This is a genomic window from Fictibacillus arsenicus (genome assembly GCF_001642935.1).
GTDB lineage: Bacteria > Bacillota > Bacilli > Bacillales > Fictibacillaceae > Fictibacillus > Fictibacillus arsenicus_B.
Map to the genome: position 1 here is coordinate 1,064,601 of NZ_CP016761.1, position 15,140 is coordinate 1,079,740.

Annotated in this window: 18 protein-coding genes; 13 read left to right on the top strand and 5 right to left on the bottom strand. The window is 39.6% G+C overall.

Going from position 1 to position 15,140, the window contains the following annotated elements; all coding sequences use genetic code 11:
- Nucleotides 1-230: 230 nt before the first annotated feature.
- A complete protein-coding gene (locus ABE41_RS05620) occupies nt 231-428 on the bottom strand; it encodes a hypothetical protein (RefSeq protein ID WP_156774225.1) in 198 nt (65 codons plus the stop codon).
- A gap of 213 nt (nt 429-641) precedes the next feature.
- Here ABE41_RS05620 and ABE41_RS05625 point away from each other — a divergent pair, with 213 nt between their 5' ends.
- Genes ABE41_RS05625 through ABE41_RS05635 form a run of 3 tightly spaced genes read left to right on the top strand, consistent with a single transcriptional unit; the run spans nt 642 to nt 3,679 of the window.
- Nucleotides 642-1,916, top strand: a complete 1,275-nt coding sequence (locus ABE41_RS05625) for an ammonium transporter (RefSeq protein ID WP_066287348.1) — start codon at nt 642-644, stop codon at nt 1,914-1,916.
- A 60-nt stretch (nt 1,917-1,976) separates the two neighbouring features.
- Nucleotides 1,977-2,951 carry a DUF294 nucleotidyltransferase-like domain-containing protein gene (locus tag ABE41_RS05630; protein ID WP_066287350.1) on the top strand — a complete coding sequence of 325 codons (975 nt, stop codon included), beginning with the start codon at nt 1,977-1,979 and terminating at the stop codon, nt 2,949-2,951.
- On the top strand, nt 2,948-3,679 hold the full coding sequence (locus ABE41_RS05635; protein ID WP_083207676.1) for an exonuclease domain-containing protein: 732 nt from the start codon (nt 2,948-2,950) through the stop codon (nt 3,677-3,679). The genes ABE41_RS05630 and ABE41_RS05635 overlap by 4 nt, the downstream gene beginning before the upstream one ends.
- 35 nt (nt 3,680-3,714) lie before the next feature.
- Here the strand turns inward: ABE41_RS05635 and ABE41_RS05640 are convergent, their stop codons facing one another.
- Nucleotides 3,715-4,029, bottom strand: a complete 315-nt coding sequence (locus tag ABE41_RS05640) for a MerR family transcriptional regulator (protein ID WP_066287352.1) — start codon at nt 4,027-4,029, stop codon at nt 3,715-3,717.
- A gap of 204 nt (nt 4,030-4,233) precedes the next feature.
- Here ABE41_RS05640 and ABE41_RS05645 point away from each other — a divergent pair, with 204 nt between their 5' ends.
- The 6 genes from ABE41_RS05645 to ABE41_RS05665 all read left to right on the top strand — a co-directional run bounded on the left by ABE41_RS05645 (nt 4,234) and on the right by ABE41_RS05665 (nt 8,200).
- Nucleotides 4,234-4,803 carry a nitroreductase family protein gene (locus ABE41_RS05645; protein ID WP_066287354.1) on the top strand — a complete coding sequence of 190 codons (570 nt, stop codon included), beginning with the start codon at nt 4,234-4,236 and terminating at the stop codon, nt 4,801-4,803.
- A gap of 197 nt (nt 4,804-5,000) precedes the next feature.
- On the top strand, nt 5,001-5,189 hold the full coding sequence (locus ABE41_RS05650; RefSeq protein WP_066287355.1) for an alpha/beta-type small acid-soluble spore protein: 189 nt from the start codon (nt 5,001-5,003) through the stop codon (nt 5,187-5,189).
- Nucleotides 5,190-5,300: 111 nt separating this feature from the next.
- Nucleotides 5,301-5,447: a hypothetical protein gene (locus ABE41_RS21205; RefSeq protein WP_172827332.1), complete on the top strand. Its 147-nt coding sequence runs from the start codon at nt 5,301-5,303 to the stop codon at nt 5,445-5,447.
- A 22-nt stretch (nt 5,448-5,469) separates the two neighbouring features.
- The gene (locus ABE41_RS05655; RefSeq protein WP_066287356.1) at nt 5,470-6,105 is read left to right on the top strand and encodes an FMN-dependent NADH-azoreductase; all 636 of its coding nucleotides are present in this window, start codon (nt 5,470-5,472) and stop codon (nt 6,103-6,105) included.
- Between the two features lie 252 nt (nt 6,106-6,357).
- Entirely contained in the window at nt 6,358-6,756 is a 399-nt protein-coding gene (locus ABE41_RS05660; RefSeq protein ID WP_066287358.1) for a hypothetical protein, read from the top strand.
- A 142-nt stretch (nt 6,757-6,898) separates the two neighbouring features.
- Entirely contained in the window at nt 6,899-8,200 is a 1,302-nt protein-coding gene (locus ABE41_RS05665) for an Nramp family divalent metal transporter (protein ID WP_172827333.1), read from the top strand.
- Between the two features lie 254 nt (nt 8,201-8,454).
- On the opposite strand, the gene ABE41_RS05670 is transcribed toward ABE41_RS05665, so the two are convergent.
- A complete protein-coding gene (locus ABE41_RS05670; RefSeq protein WP_066287360.1) occupies nt 8,455-9,432 on the bottom strand; it encodes a D-2-hydroxyacid dehydrogenase family protein in 978 nt (325 codons plus the stop codon).
- Nucleotides 9,433-9,742: 310 nt separating this feature from the next.
- On the opposite strand from ABE41_RS05670, the gene ABE41_RS05675 reads away from it, so the two are divergent.
- Together ABE41_RS05675 and ABE41_RS20930 are read left to right on the top strand one after the other, a co-directional pair.
- Nucleotides 9,743-10,165, top strand: a complete 423-nt coding sequence (locus ABE41_RS05675; protein WP_066287362.1) for a DUF1801 domain-containing protein — start codon at nt 9,743-9,745, stop codon at nt 10,163-10,165.
- 25 nt (nt 10,166-10,190) lie between these two features.
- Entirely contained in the window at nt 10,191-10,349 is a 159-nt protein-coding gene (locus ABE41_RS20930; RefSeq protein ID WP_156774226.1) for a glycine zipper domain-containing protein, read from the top strand.
- Nucleotides 10,350-10,581: 232 nt separating this feature from the next.
- Here the strand turns inward: ABE41_RS20930 and ABE41_RS05680 are convergent, their stop codons facing one another.
- A complete protein-coding gene (locus ABE41_RS05680; RefSeq protein ID WP_066287364.1) occupies nt 10,582-11,565 on the bottom strand; it encodes a nucleoside hydrolase in 984 nt (327 codons plus the stop codon).
- Between the two features lie 166 nt (nt 11,566-11,731).
- Between ABE41_RS05680 and pepT the strand changes: the two genes are divergently transcribed.
- Both pepT and ABE41_RS05690 read left to right on the top strand, forming a co-directional pair.
- Nucleotides 11,732-12,964 (top strand): peptidase T, encoded by a 1,233-nt coding sequence (gene pepT / locus ABE41_RS05685; protein WP_066287367.1) that lies wholly within the window; start codon nt 11,732-11,734, stop codon nt 12,962-12,964.
- Nucleotides 12,965-13,285: 321 nt separating this feature from the next.
- Complete coding sequence (locus ABE41_RS05690; RefSeq protein ID WP_066287368.1) at nt 13,286-14,554, top strand: aminopeptidase P family protein; 1,269 nt, start codon at nt 13,286-13,288, stop codon at nt 14,552-14,554.
- A 39-nt stretch (nt 14,555-14,593) separates the two neighbouring features.
- Here the strand turns inward: ABE41_RS05690 and ABE41_RS05695 are convergent, their stop codons facing one another.
- A complete protein-coding gene (locus tag ABE41_RS05695) occupies nt 14,594-15,136 on the bottom strand; it encodes an NAD(P)/FAD-dependent oxidoreductase (RefSeq protein WP_066287370.1) in 543 nt (180 codons plus the stop codon).
- Nucleotides 15,137-15,140 lie beyond the last annotated feature (4 nt).

Below are 15,140 nucleotides of genomic sequence, written 5' to 3' on the forward strand. Positions count from 1 at the left end.
AACTACCTGAAAATACTTCTAGCAAGGCATGCGACGAGGAACACGCTTCGATGCTGTTTTGCTAGTAGACGCAGGAGCACACAAACTTCCTTGAAGGTGAGGCTCCTAAGGGTGCAAAGCGCCGAGGAGGCTCACCGCACGCCCCGCGGAAAGCGAGCATCCTGTAACGGAAATCAACCACTTTCAAGAGCTACAAAGTTTAAGATAACAGCGTTTATTTATATGAATCTCTATTTAAAAATGTCTAGCGGTATCGTTCCTTTTTTTACGGAAAGTGATTTGATTTTTTGGATATCCTGGTTGCTTTTAATTTCTCCCATAAACTTTTCATAGGCTTCAGGTACAGTTGGAACCGTGTAGATCACGCGATGCAATCTGTTTTCAATGGCAGCTTCAACTAGAAACAGTTCAAAATGATCTTTATTCAAAATTGAACCCCCTTCATATTTCAGAATAATAATTAATTCTCTTTTCAAGTAACTTGTCCCTTTATTCTTCAAGTATTTGTAATAGAAAAGTAAAGAAAACTTAGCTGACTCAAAACATTCAAAAAACCATGTTAGATTTTCTGACATGACAGTAGAATCTGCGCCAGAACTGTATAGAATGAAAGAAATATCACATACAGGGGGCGTTAAAAAATGGAAGAAATCATATTTTCTTTAAACAGTGTCTGGTTAGTACTTGGTGCACTGCTCGTTATTTTGATGCAAGGTGGCTTTATTTTACTTGAAGCAGGTTCGACTAGAATGAAAAATGCAGGTCACATTTCCGGGAAAACGGTCTTTACGTTTGGATTGGCGTCGATCGTGTTCTGGGCAGTAGGTTACGGTTTTATCTTTGGCGGAAACTCAAATTTCTTTATTGGTTTATCTGACTTTTTCTATTCAGGTGAACAAACAGGTGACATGCCTTATTCGACAGCAGCATTCTTCCTTTTTCAGCTAGCTTTTGCAGGCATCTCATTAACCATTGCGTTCGGCGGTTTTGCCGAGCGTGCAAAGTTATCCGCATATCTCGTATTCGCAATACTCTTTTCGGTTCTTGTTTATCCGGTGGTTGCACATTGGATCTGGGGTGGCGGATGGCTAGCTGAACACGGGAAGCAGGATTTCGCGGGATCGACAGTTGTTCACTTAACAGGTGCGATGGCTGCGTTCGCTGCAACGATTTTACTAAAACCGAGAATCGGTAAGTTCAATAAAAACGGGACAGTTAATAACATCTTCGGTCACAATCAAGTCTATACGGCGCTGGGAGTTATCGTATTATGGGTCGGCTGGTTTGGATTTAACGGCGGCAGCACGTTTGTAGTAGATGATGGTTTTTTTGGATTCGTAGCACTTAACACAAATATTGCCGCTGGTGCCGGAGCGGTGGCCGCTCTCATTATTTCATGGATAGTTCTTGGGAAATCAGATATACCAACGATTTTAAACGGTGCACTAGCTGGTCTTGTTGCTATTACGGCATCTTGCGCTTTCGTTGAAACGTGGGCATCGGTTGTAATCGGCTTTGTGGCAGGGATCTTAGTATTCTATAGTGTAAAGTTCTTCGATAAATTAAAAGTAGATGATCCAATTTACGCATTGTCTGTTCATGGTGCAGCAGGAGTTTGGGGCACGTTATCAACGGGTCTTTTTGCAACACCGGAACTCGCATCAGTTGGTCAGCCTGGATTATTTTATGGAGGAGGATTCTCTCAGCTTGGTGTGCAGGCTATGGGTGTTTCTGTATCAGCAATCTACGCTTTCGCCGTCTCATTCGCTATTTTATATATCATGAAAAAAGTTATGAAGGGATTGCGAGTAAGTGAGGAAGAAGAAATCATCGGTCTGGACGTAAGTGAGCACGGCAACTACGGATATCCAGAAGCGTTTATTGCAAATGAAGAAAAGAATAGAATTGCAAATTAATTAAGTGGTGAAAGCATTGGGGATCTCCTCAATGCTTTTACACAATTGGATGTGTTATCAATGTCATATATGAAAATCAAACAATGGCGTGACAGTGAAATTGAAAAACAAGAAAGTTCATATGATCTAAATGCGTTTCACGATTTAATCATGAAGCAGGTTTTTGAAGCGGTTCTGAAAAAAGTGAAAGAAGAAGCAGGGTCTCCGCCATGTCAGTATGCCTGGTTTGTGATGGGTAGTGCAGGGAGATTTGAACAGGCAATCATCAGTGATCAGGATCACGGAATCGTTTATGAAGAAGAGAGCGAGGAGAGTGGCCGGTACTTTAAAAACCTTGGGAAAGAATTAGCCTTTGGGTTGAATGAAGCTGGCTATCCGTATTGTGATGGAAATGTGATGAGTTCAAATCCGGTTTGGTGCCGATCGAAAGTGAGCTGGAATGACCAGCTTGCAAAATGGCTGAATGAAGAAAGCTTTGACAGCATTCGTTATTTGCTGATCTTTTATGATGCGAGGGTGCTTGAAGGGGAGCAAGAATATATCCTTCACTTGAAAAAACACATACACGACGCCATCAAGGAAAAACCAGATCTGTTAGAACGTTTTTTAGAAAATACGATCCATACTAAAAAGGCAGTTGGTTTCTTTCAGCAGTTTTTACCGGAAACCCATGGTTCGCATGCAGGGAGCATTGATATCAAACAATCTGGATTCCTGCCTTATGTGAATGCTGTTCGATTATTAGCTCTGAAAGAAAGTGTTAAGGCAGCTTCGACGCTGTCGAGGATTGAAGCATTATCCCAGCTTCCGAAATACGGCCGCGAGCTGCAAGATTATAAAAGTGGTTTTGAGAAGCTGCTTCATTACAGGCATATGTATCATAAGAAAATGACGGAAAGTTATGATGATATTCATTATCTAGATGTTAAAGAATTAAACAAAAATGAAAGAAAAGAACTAAAACAGATTCTAAAAGATGGACAGAAACTGCAGGATTATACACAGTCAGTCATCAAAGGAATGATGAGAAGGTGAGAATCAATCCGCTCATACAGTTAATGAAACAGATGCAAGGCAAGATCAATTCGAGTGTTTATGCGTCGATGCAAGGGCAGTCTAGTGCGCAGCAAATCGCTTTTTTAAGACAATTGCAAAAAGAAGTGAAAGTAGAAGAAAGTCTTGAGGTTCCGCTGAACGAACTGAATGTAGTCGTATTCGATCTGGAAACAACCGGGTTCTTTCCTGATCAAGGAAATGAGATTCTTTCGATTGGTGCTGTAAAAGTAAAAGGTGGAAAAGTACGCTATGAAGAGTGTTTCTATTCATTAGCCCAATGCAATGCTGAACTGACCCCTGAGATCAAACAGCTGACAGGACTAAAGGAAGAAGATTTTGAAGGAGCTCCAGAATTATCAAAAGTACTTATCGACTTTTATGAGTTTGTAAAAGGCGACGTCCTCGTGGCGCACCATGCGAGCCATGAAAAAAGTTTTCTGCAGCATTTCAACTGGAAGCTTTTCAGGACCCATTTCAGACACAGAATCGTGGATACTTCATTTATATTGAAAATTGCAGAACCAGATTCAAATATGATCCGTCTGGAAGATTGCTGTGAACATTGCGGGATTTCTGTGGTCGACCGACATCATGCATTAGGAGATGCGAAGATGACTGCTGAACTTTGGAGTGTATATGTGGATAGGATTCAAGAGCAGCAGGGTTGTAAAACGCTGCGTGATGTATATGAAAAGCTTTCAAAATAAGACAGCTGGCAACCTTCAATGGGGAGCCAGCTGTTTTAATTCCTTATATTAAACTGGGCGTTGATCTGTCCACGGATCATCTTGTTCCGTTCTTCTCGCTGTTGTCTTTTCGTCATTTCCTTTTTAATCTCAAAGGTTTGTACACCGTCTTCTATCTGGTTTGCAATCTCCATCAATATTTCCACGTCAGAGAAGGAATACTTTCGAGTCCCGCGTCCTGTGCGCTCAGGAAAGATAAGCTTTCTTTCTTCGTAATATCGAATCTTCCGCTCTGACAAACCTGTCAGCTCACTGATGATACCGATAGACATGACTTTTTTGTCTTTATAAGAAGTTTTATCAACAGACATAGAGTGACCTCCATATTAAGAATGAAAGAAAGCTAACAAAACCATGTTTTTCAGAATATTGTTAATTATTATATCATATTTATGTTAGAATTCCTTACATTAATTTTATGATAGTAGTTGAAAAAGGTGATAATTCCTATTTTTATGGCTTCTATATACAGAAAGGTCAGAATAACTCTAATAATGAGAGGAGTGTATTCGATTATGGATGTGTTAGATGCGATTAAAACACGAAGGAGCATCGGAAGAGTAAAAGATGACCCAGTACCTTCTGACTGCATTGAAAAAATCCTTGAAGCAGGAACGTATGCACCAAACCATTACAGGACAGAACCTTGGCGCTTTTTTGTTATAAGCGGAGATAGCCGAAAAAGATTAGGAGCCGTTTTAGAAGAAATAGTTCGAACCGATCATGCAGATTTAGAAGCTGATGAAGTGGACCGGAAAGCAGAAAAAGCAAGGAATAATCCTTTAAGAGCACCAGTCATCATCGCTGTGGGGGTGGAACCGGGCGATAAGAAAAACGTTATCATGAAAGAAGAATACGCAGCAGTCTGCAGTGCGATCCAAAACATGCTGCTTACCGCACACTCATTAGGATTAGGCGCGATTTGGAGAACGGGTGCAGTAACTTATCAAGATAAAGTAAAGGAATTCTTTGGACTGACGCCAAAAGGAGATATGGCTGGTTTTATCTATATCGGTTATCCAGATTTAACGCCTAATTCAGTAAAGAAAAAAGGATTTGAAGATTTCACAGTATGGATGAACTAAGAAAAGATAAAGAATATTAGTTAAATATTAGGAGAAAATAAAAATGAAAAATTAGGGTTTGCCATTAGTTTCACAAGAACGATTGTTTTCAATCGTTCTTTTTTATTTCCCTTAACAAATACTACCTCTGCTTAAAGGCGTATAAGAAAAATTTGAAGTGGAATTATAATCTTAATCATTAAAAGGAGGTGAAAACAATGGCTAGAAACAACAACAGCAACCAATTAGTAGTACCAGGTGCTCAACAAGCTATCGACCAAATGAAGTATGAAATCGCTTCTGAGTTCGGTGTAAACCTTGGACCAGACTCTACATCTCGTGCAAACGGATCTGTAGGTGGTGAGATCACGAAGCGTCTTGTAGCACAAGCTCTTGGCGGACGTTAATAATTAAATAACATGGCTATGGCTATCTGTTTAAGCAGGTAGCCTTTTTGTAAATTGGAAATGTATAGATGTAAATATATGGTTTAAATAAAAAGGGGAGGTGAGTGATTAATGGATAACAAGCCTATTCATTATGATGGAAGTTTGCATAGCACAAATGAAACAGAGGAAGAAACAATCACAGAGCCGTTTGCATTAACTGATGAAGTAAGAGTAAAGATCAGCGGAAATCCTTATCTGCATGAAGCAAATGAATAACTAGAAAGGTCAGGTTCATTCTATGACAAAAGTCTTGTACATACCAGCACATCCGCATGATGATACAATGTCGTACAGCATGGCTGTAGGAAAAGCATTTATTGAAGAGTATAAATTAATTAATCCAGATCATGAAGTAGTGAATGTTGACCTATATAAAGACGATGTTCCGCAAATTGATGTGGATGTCTTCAGTGGTTGGGGGAAACTTCAATCAGGTAAAGGGTTTGAAGAACTGTCTTCAGAAGAAAAGGCCAAAGTAGGAAGACTCACAGAGTTGTGTGATCAGTTCGTTTCAGCAGATAAATATGTATTTGTTACGCCAATGTGGAATTTTTCGTTTCCTCCAGTAATGAAAGCATATATTGATTCAGTAGCTGTGGCCGGAAAAACATTCAAATACACAGAACAAGGGCCGGTTGGTCTTTTAACAGATAAGAAAGCCATGCACATTCAAGCCCGTGGAGGCATTTATTCTGAAGGACCTGCAGCAGGAATGGAAATGGGACACCGTTATCTGAGTATCATCATGCAATTTTTCGGGGTTCCTTCCTTCGAGGGAATTTTTGTTGAAGGACATGCCGCAATGCCTGACAAAGCAAATGAAATAAAGGAAAATGCCATCGCAAGAGCTAAAGACGCGGCACATACGTTCTAAAATAACTTCTAAAAACAGAATGACTAATAAATCGAGCAGAAGATCTTTATATTTTCTGCTCGGTTTTTTATTTTACTCTTTTCTAAAAGATTATAATTTATGAGCATTTTTTCTTTTAATTCTTAGACTAAATTGATAGGAGTGCAAGGCGCGAGACCCCTTGAAAGTCACTAAAACAATCTTTATTTTTTAGGGTTTAGTAAAATTATGGTAAAATATTAGTGTGGTTATAAATTATTGGGGGATGGTAAATTGATTGGGATGACTGTAGAAGAAACGCTTATTATAGTATGGTGTATCATACTGTTAATAAATAATATAGAGTTGCTTATTAGATATCGTTTTATAAAAGACAAATACATAGAACTTCAAGGATCGGATGAGTTTTTTCCAATCAGCAAATTTAGATTAAATTTAGGGATACTTATAGGAACTTTTATCTTCAAAGGGCTGATCTATATCATTGCAGTGTTTGTACTGAATAATATGTATGCCAAAATAATAGGTTTTTTGCTTTTGGCTATAAGGATGATTGTTGGGACCCAGACTGAGGAAGAATTCCGTAAAACAAAATGGGACTTAATAACTTTAATATTAGAAACGCTTTTTGTCATTTACTTCATACTAGCCTTCTTCTTTTTTAACTGGTAAGAAAAGCTCAGAATTCTGGGCTTATTTATTTTTTGTATTAATTTTTAAACTTATAGTTGAGTAAATTTTCCGAACTATGTCATAATGAGTAAATACTATTTTGAAAACGTTTTCTAAAATCGGAGCAAAAGGAGGAGTAAACATGAAAAGTGAATCATCTTTGAATTATGATCTGCATCACGCAACAGCAAACACTGGTCCTTTGCCGCCACAGACAATAGGGCAAAAGCTGAAAATGATTGGCCCGGGATTTGTTGTTGCTGCCACTGGAGTCGGAACAGCGGATATGATTACTGCTATTGTCATCGGAACTTCTTTCGGTATGACCTTCGTATGGGCAATTATTGTGGGAGCTATCTTAAAATACTACTTAAACGAAGGTGTGGGACGCTGGTATCTTGCAACAGGGCAAACGATTCTGCAAGGATGGCATTCCCTTGGCAAATGGGCAACAACCTATTTTGGAGTGTACTCGGTTATCTGGGGTTATATTTACGGTGCAACAGCCGCGATGACTTGCGGGTTAGGCATGCACGCTATGCTGCCGATCATGCCGATCTGGGCATGGGCCATCGTACACTCACTGATTGGATTCGCTCTTGTGTGGACGGGCCGCTATTTATTGTTTGAACGAATCATGACTGTACTCATTGGCGTTATGTTTATCACGATTATCGGAACATCCCTGCTCTTTTTGCCATCATTCGGTGAGTTTGCAGGTGGTTTTGTACCTCGCATGCCTGAAGGGTCACTCATGCTCGCATTAGGTTTAATTGGTGGTGTAGGCGGGACGATCACGATGGCGTCCTACGGTTATTGGCTAAAGGAAAAGGACTGGAAAGGAAAAGCTTTTGTTCCCATTATGAGATTGGATACGAAAGCAGCTTATGTGATCACGGGAATTTTTACGATGGCAGCACTTGTGATCGGTGCTAAATTCTTATTTGGGACAGATGTGAAACTTGAAGGTGACCAAGGCTTGCTGGATCTTGCCGGATTATTGGGGCAGGAATTCGGAACACCATTGCGGTGGCTTTTCCTGATTGCTTTCTGGTCAGCAGCTTTCACTTCACTTCTCGGTGTATGGAACGGCGTGCCGTACTTGTTCGCTGACTTCTTAAGAACGATTCGAACCAAAAAGGAAGAGTTGCACAAAGTTAAGCCTGTTTCGGAAAAAGATAAGTCTTACCGTGCGTATCTTGCTTGGCTGACATTTCCGCCGATGCTCATTTTCTTTTTGGGGAAACCAGTGCAGCTCATTATTATTTATGGGGTTCTCGGAGCATTGTTCATGCCGTTTCTGGCCATCTCACTGATCATTTTATTGAACTCTAAAAAGGTGGACGCAGAGTACCGCAACAAATGGGTGACGAACGCAGTCTTGATCGGATGCCTCCTTATGTTTGCTTACCTCGGAATAAACGAACTTCAAAAGCTGTTTTAATAAAGGAAACGTCTCGTGAATAAATACGGGACGTTTTTTGTTGTGGTGATAAAATCAAGGTTTTTAATGGGCAACTAGAGGTTGCGGGGCATCGCAACCACAGCTATCTTTACATTTATCAAATAAATTAACAATAATGGATTATAGATTATTGAAAGGTGACTAGTTTCACTGATATTAATGATCGTTTCTGGGATTGGTTCGGACATTTTGAAAAAAAGGTATAAAGAAGATTAAAAAAGGCAAAAGGCTCGTCATTGACGGGCCTTCAATTGGATTTTTTCAAGATTCACGATTCGTTCTGGCTTACCTTGGATGAAATAAGAAAGGATGTTATCAATGCTTACAGATAAAAACTGGTGAAACATATTATCTGTTTTCCATCCGATATGAGGCGTTAAGATTACGTTATTCAGCTTTAAGAGCGGGTGATTCTGATCGATTGGCTCATGATTAAATACATCGAGGCCGGCTCCGCCGATCCAATTTTCTTCTAATGCTCTTACAAGTGAAGCTTCATCCACTACTTCTCCCCGTGAAGTGTTAATAAGGAAAGCATCTTTTCTCATAAGTTTATAATGTTTTTCTGAAAGTATGTGTTTCGTTTCTGGAACGAGCCTCACCGTAATCACTACAAAATGAGATCTCTGCAGCAGATCCTCCAGTTCACTGGATTCAACACTCTGAGCTCGTGCACGTTCTTCAGTTAATCGTGGTCCCCATGCAATGACATTCATATTGAAAGCTTTCGCGATTTTTGCGACACCTGAACCGATTTTACCAAGACCGATAATACCTATCGTTTTGTTCTCAAGTCCTAAACCGACCGATTCCGCCCAAAGACCTTGTTTCATCTGCTTATGTAATAACAAAAGATTGCGGGAGTGGTTGATCATCATACCGATGATTAACTCTACAACAGCTGCAGATCCTCCAGGAGTGGCAGCTACAGGTATGTTCAGACGGTTGGCCACATCCATGTCAATATGAGCAAGACCAGCACCTGTTTGTGCAATAAGCTTAATATTCTTCAGGTGCTGTAGCACATCTTTAGAAAACCTCGTACGTTCTCTAATCGGTAATATGACATCTGCCTGTTCGATACGGCTTAGAAGAACATCCTGAGAGGGTTTATCGTGATAGATCTCAACTTGAAAATGCTGCCGCAATCGCTCTATTTCTGGGTTTTCCGCAAAACTTTTTTCCCAATCATCTAATATAACTACTTTCACTATTGCCCACCCCATCCTCGTTACTCTCATTACCTTTTTATCATAACGAAAAAAGAAGAAATCATCTTCTTTTTTAATGCGCATTTAAGACTGGAAGGTTGGAGGTTTGCGGAATTTGTTGACAAATAACATCTTGTGGATAAATGAACAAAATTTTTGAATTCAAGCCACATGTTAGTTAAATATATCCCTGGGCGTACCTTTGAATGGCTAGTTTCGTGCACTTTATTAAGCCTATCTTCTAAAAGGAGAACGATTTTACGTGTAGAAGACTTATCATAGGTTAAAAAGACGGAAAAGGAGTGGAATTATGTACGAACTGAAAACAAAAGTGAACGATAACAGTGTCATCGAGTTTATTGAAAACGTAGAGAATCCAAAAAAACGTGAGGATGCTTATAAACTTTTAGATCATTTCACCGAAACTACTGGTTTTGAAGCAAAGATGTGGGGGCCGAGCATTATCGGGTTTGGATCATATCACTATAAGTACAAAACTGGTCACGAAGGGGATGCACCACTAGTTGGTTTTTCGCCGCGTAAAGCGAAAATAAGCCTCTATTTTGCTCCAGGCGATCCCGAACGAGAAGAATTGTTGAACAAGTTCGGCGAGCATACGACCGGAGCAGCTTGTGTATACATAAATAAAGTAGCTGATATTGATGTAGACGTACTAAAAGAATTGATTAAGCAGTCTGTGGCATTTTTGCAAAAGACGTATCCACAAGAATAGAACGGTTTATAAAAAGGAGGTCAACTTGAAAAAAAGAAAACATTTAATTTCGAATAGTGGATTAGCAATCGGTATCGCGATTGGAGTTGCGATCGGACTCGCACTTAATAACATTGCTATTGGCATCGGAATAGGAATTGCGTTAAGCCTTGCCATATCAAGCGGTCAGAATAAAAAGAAATAACGAAAAAGGAGCCCAATTGGACTCCTTTTTTATGATTTAAAATCAGTCTTTTTCTTTGCAGTCGCACTTCTTTTTCTTTTTTCTGCATTTTTTGCATTTTAGATAGATGTAGCTAGAAGAAGAAGAAGACTCGCATTTATCCCAACAACCCATGAAAAATCACCCCCGCTATTGTCACAGCACCTTAACTTTAGCGCTGGTACTATATCATATGCGGGAGGAGACAAGTTGTTTAGACGGATGAAGATTTTTTGTGAAATATACGATTGCCTCTATGGGTCATAGTTTTAATAAAATCCTGTACAAAAGCGTTATAGTCGAACCAATTGGCGATGTGATCAACGGCATCAGGAGGTCCTTCTTGAGGAGCTCTTGGTCTAAAGTCTGCTTGGCTGAGTCCTTTTGTATCGTCCATGTTGATAGAAACCGATGCTTTTCTGTCCACATAGCGTACTTTATCTGGATTGGTCAGCGCAAATAATGGCAATACATCATGTATTGGACTTCCTTCAATTCCGGGTACCAGCTTTTTATACGCTTCGTTATAGAAATCAAAGATCGGTTTAATAAAAGGTGAGAAAGAATTATAGTTTGCAGAAGATATTTGACTGATTGTTTCAGGTTTTATGAGGGCATAGTTTGTCACGTTCAATGGAAAGATATAGACGTTTCTCGCTTTATTGAGTACTAGATTTGATGCAATCGCATCACCATGAAAATTGGCTTCGGCAAGCGGGGTGACATTCCCAGGAACTAAGAACGCTCCTCCCATGATATAAAAAGCTGAAATCTTATGCATCTGTTCGTCGCCACCCAAAATAAAAGCGGTTGCTAAAGAAGTTGATCTGCCGACATCCACCACTACAAGGTTGTTTTCATATTTATTTATGATTTTGAAAACCTCATCAAAATTAAGAATTTCTCGTGGAATCGTTTCCGGCGGCAGGATGGGTCCAAGACCTTCTTCCCCATGAATTTCAGGATAATAAACCGCTATCTCACCGCTAAAAGGACTTCTTGCGCCAGTAATGATGGGGATGTCAGGCCGGTTCGCAAGCTGCAAGAGATACGCGATATTCTGAGTAGCTTGCTGCTGAGGCACGTTTCCATAACTAGAGACAATCCCTACAACATTTATTTCTGGGTTAAGCAGTGCATACATGATCGCGAGTGAATCATCAATTCCAGGATCACAAAACAATAAAGTATTGTACATTGGTGTGCCCCCCTTAACTATAAATATATGCATACATTTAATGAATTTAACTATTGAAATTTGAACATTATTTCAATGTGTTAAGTATCTGCTGGTGTTTTTCAAAATAGGTAACCATTAACAAAACATGCTATGATAAAACAAAATAAGAGGAGTTGAGTGAAAATTGAAACAAGAGATTATTGATAGATTTACTTCTTATGTAAAAGTCGACACACAATCAGACTATGGCAGCGAAACTACTCCATCAACACCGGGTCAGATGACATTGGCAAATATGCTCGTTGAAGAATTGAAGCAAATCGGAATGGAAGAAGTGGCGATTGACGATAACGGCTATGTGATGGCAACACTCCCCTCTAATACGGAAAAAGAAGTGCCAGTTATCGGTTTCTTGGCGCATGTTGATACGGCAACAGATTTTACAGGAACGAACGTCAAGCCGCAGATCGTTGAAAACTATGACGGAGAAACAATCATACTAAACAAAGACTTACATATCGAACTATCACCAAAAGACTTTCCTAGTTTAAAAGATTACAAAGGTCATACCCTGATTACGACAGACGGAACAACACTGCTCGGTGCTGATAACAAAGCAGGTATCGCAGAGATCATGACAGCAATGAATTATTTGATCGATCACCCAGAAATCAAGCACGGCAAGATCAGAGTAGCATTCACACCGGATGAGGAGATTGGGCGCGGTCCGCATAAATTCGATGTTGCAGCATTCGGCGCTAAATTTGCCTATACGATGGACGGAGGACCTCTTGGCGAACTGGAATATGAAAGCTTTAATGCAGCAGATGCGAAGATTAAAATTCTAGGCAAGAACATTCACCCAGGTTCTGCAAAAGGAAAGATGATCAACTCTGCTAAAATCGCGATGGAGCTTCATAATAAACTTCCTGCAGAAGAGGCACCTGAACATACGGAAGGATATGAAGGTTTTTACCATCTGCTTGGATTAAAAGGTGACGTCGAAATGACGGAGATGTCTTATATCATCCGGGATCATGATAAAGAGCTTTTTGCGAAAAGAAAATCAATGATTCAAGCGATCGTTGATGAACTTAGAGAAAAGTACGGCAAAGACAATATTCTGCTGAAGATGGAAGATACGTATTACAACATGAGAGAGAAGATCGAACCTGTTAAGGAAATTGTAGATCTCGCTTACAGAGCGATGAAAAACTTAGAGATCGAACCAATCGTTAAACCGATCCGCGGCGGCACTGACGGTTCTCAGCTATCCTATATGGGACTGCCGACACCAAATATCTTCACAGGCGGGGAAAATTATCACGGCAGACACGAATACATCTCAGTCGACAACATGATTAAAGCGACTCAAGTCATCGTCGAACTCGTTCAGCTGTTCGAACAGGAAGCATAAACAGACAGAAGCTAACCATTTTATGAGGTGGTTAGCTTTTTTAAGAGATACAGAGGATAAATGAAGCTGGCAAGAGTCTGGATAGCAATAATCACATAAAAAAGTGTCATAATCACATAAATATAGAGGTTCATCACATAAAAAATGTCACTCATCACATAAAAATCACTATTCATCACATAATTTACCTTTTATTGTTAATTTAGTATCAAAAAATTCAAAAAATATCTGTTATTAGTTTGCTAAACTATTTATAATATAATTACATAAATAAACTACTCAGTCGGTTTTAGCTTTTAACAATAAATAAGGAGGATCAATATGGAGTCCTATTTTTTTGAAAGAAATCGCAGCAGATTGAAGGAATTGCTTCCAGATGAATCACTCACAATTCTATTCGCTGGAAAAGCACCTCAAAAATCAGCGGATGAGCACTATGCGTTCGTACCGAATCGAAGCTTTTATTACTTAACAGGTATCAACGAGCCAAATGTAATTCTTATGATGAAGAAGAACGGCCAAACGTTTGAAGAAACTCTTTTTATTGAAAAAGCGGATCCGGTAATGGAGAAGTGGGTCGGTAAGACAGTTTCAAAAGAAGAAGCTGAAAACATCTCAGGAATCAAAGACATTAAGTACGCAGATAGCTTCGAATCCCTTGTAGCAGGCAACTTCTTTACGAATCAAGCGAAGCAAGTATGTTTAGATTTAGAACGCCGCGGCTGGTCAGGTGCACCGACGAGTACCTCTCTATTTGCAAAACACATTCGTGAGCATTATCCGCACGTTGCGATCAGCAACATCTATCCCGAAATTTGTAAACTGCGAGTCTACAAGACAACAGAAGAGATTCAGAAGATTAAAGAAGCGATCGCAATCACAAAAGACGGAATCTACAATATCTTGAAGAACGCTAAACCGGGAATGATGGAATACCAGCTCGAAGCCCATTTTGATTTCACATTAAAATCAAACGGTATCCGTGATTATGCGTTCAAAACAATTACGGCAAGCGGCAAAAATGCGACGGTGCTGCACTATGAGCACAATAATGCGCAAACGAACGATGGTGATCTCGTTTTGCTCGATCTTGGCGCACAAAAGGACTATTACAATGCCGATATCAGCTACACTTTCCCGGTAAATGGAAAGTTTACAGACCGTCAGAAAGAGCTTTATAACATCGTGTTAAAAGCGCTAAAAGAAACGACAGCACTTATCAAACCGGGCCTTCCTTATGAGGAACTTGATAAGCATGCAAAGAAGGTTTTATCAGAAGAGTGCAGAAAGATCGGCTTGATTAAAGAGGACTCAGAAATTTCCAAGTACTATTATCACAGTGTAGGACATTTCCTTGGATTGGATACACATGATGTTGGGTCGTACAAAGACCGCGTGCTGGAGCCAGGAATGGTCATCACGATCGAGCCAGGATTATATATTGAGGAAGAGTCGATCGGAATCCGAATTGAGGATGACATTTTAGTAACGGAAGATGGATACGAAAATCTTTCTAAAGATATCATGCGTGAGACAGAAGAGATTGAAGAGTTTATGGCGACTCAAGGTGCTCAGGCTGTAAAAGCATAATGGTAAAGAAGGGGCACCCGCCTCTTCTTTTTTTGTAAATCATTTTCTTTTAAATAAACGATCAATCCAACAATTAATGTAAGTAAGCATAGAACCGCTGTTCAATGATTCAAGCTTTTGACCAAAAATATATCTTTTCATATTATTCCACAACACATAACCTTGTTTGTCTGTGGATTTAGCGTTCTTTGTATTCCCAACAATAGAAACACACTCACCTGCACCAAACAAAAACGGAAATTCTGTATTTTGCAATGTGTCTTCAACAAGCATACGGCCGTCTGAATCAACTGGAACCAAAGCCTGCTTAAAGAGGGAATATTTCGTATCGATATCAAATGAAATGACATCAAAACGATAGATTCCACCTGAAAAGCTGAGCAGCATTTTTTGCAGGGGATCAAATGAGATCACCGTATCTTCTTTAAAAGTAACAGCAGCTTCTTCACATCGTTTGTATGTTTCAGCTGATTTTGAAGAGGATATCATGGTAACTTCTAAATCATTTGTTTTTTCCTTTTTAACATGCTCGAGAATTGATTGATGAGATTCTCCAGCACCAACGAGTAAGATTTTAATCAAAATA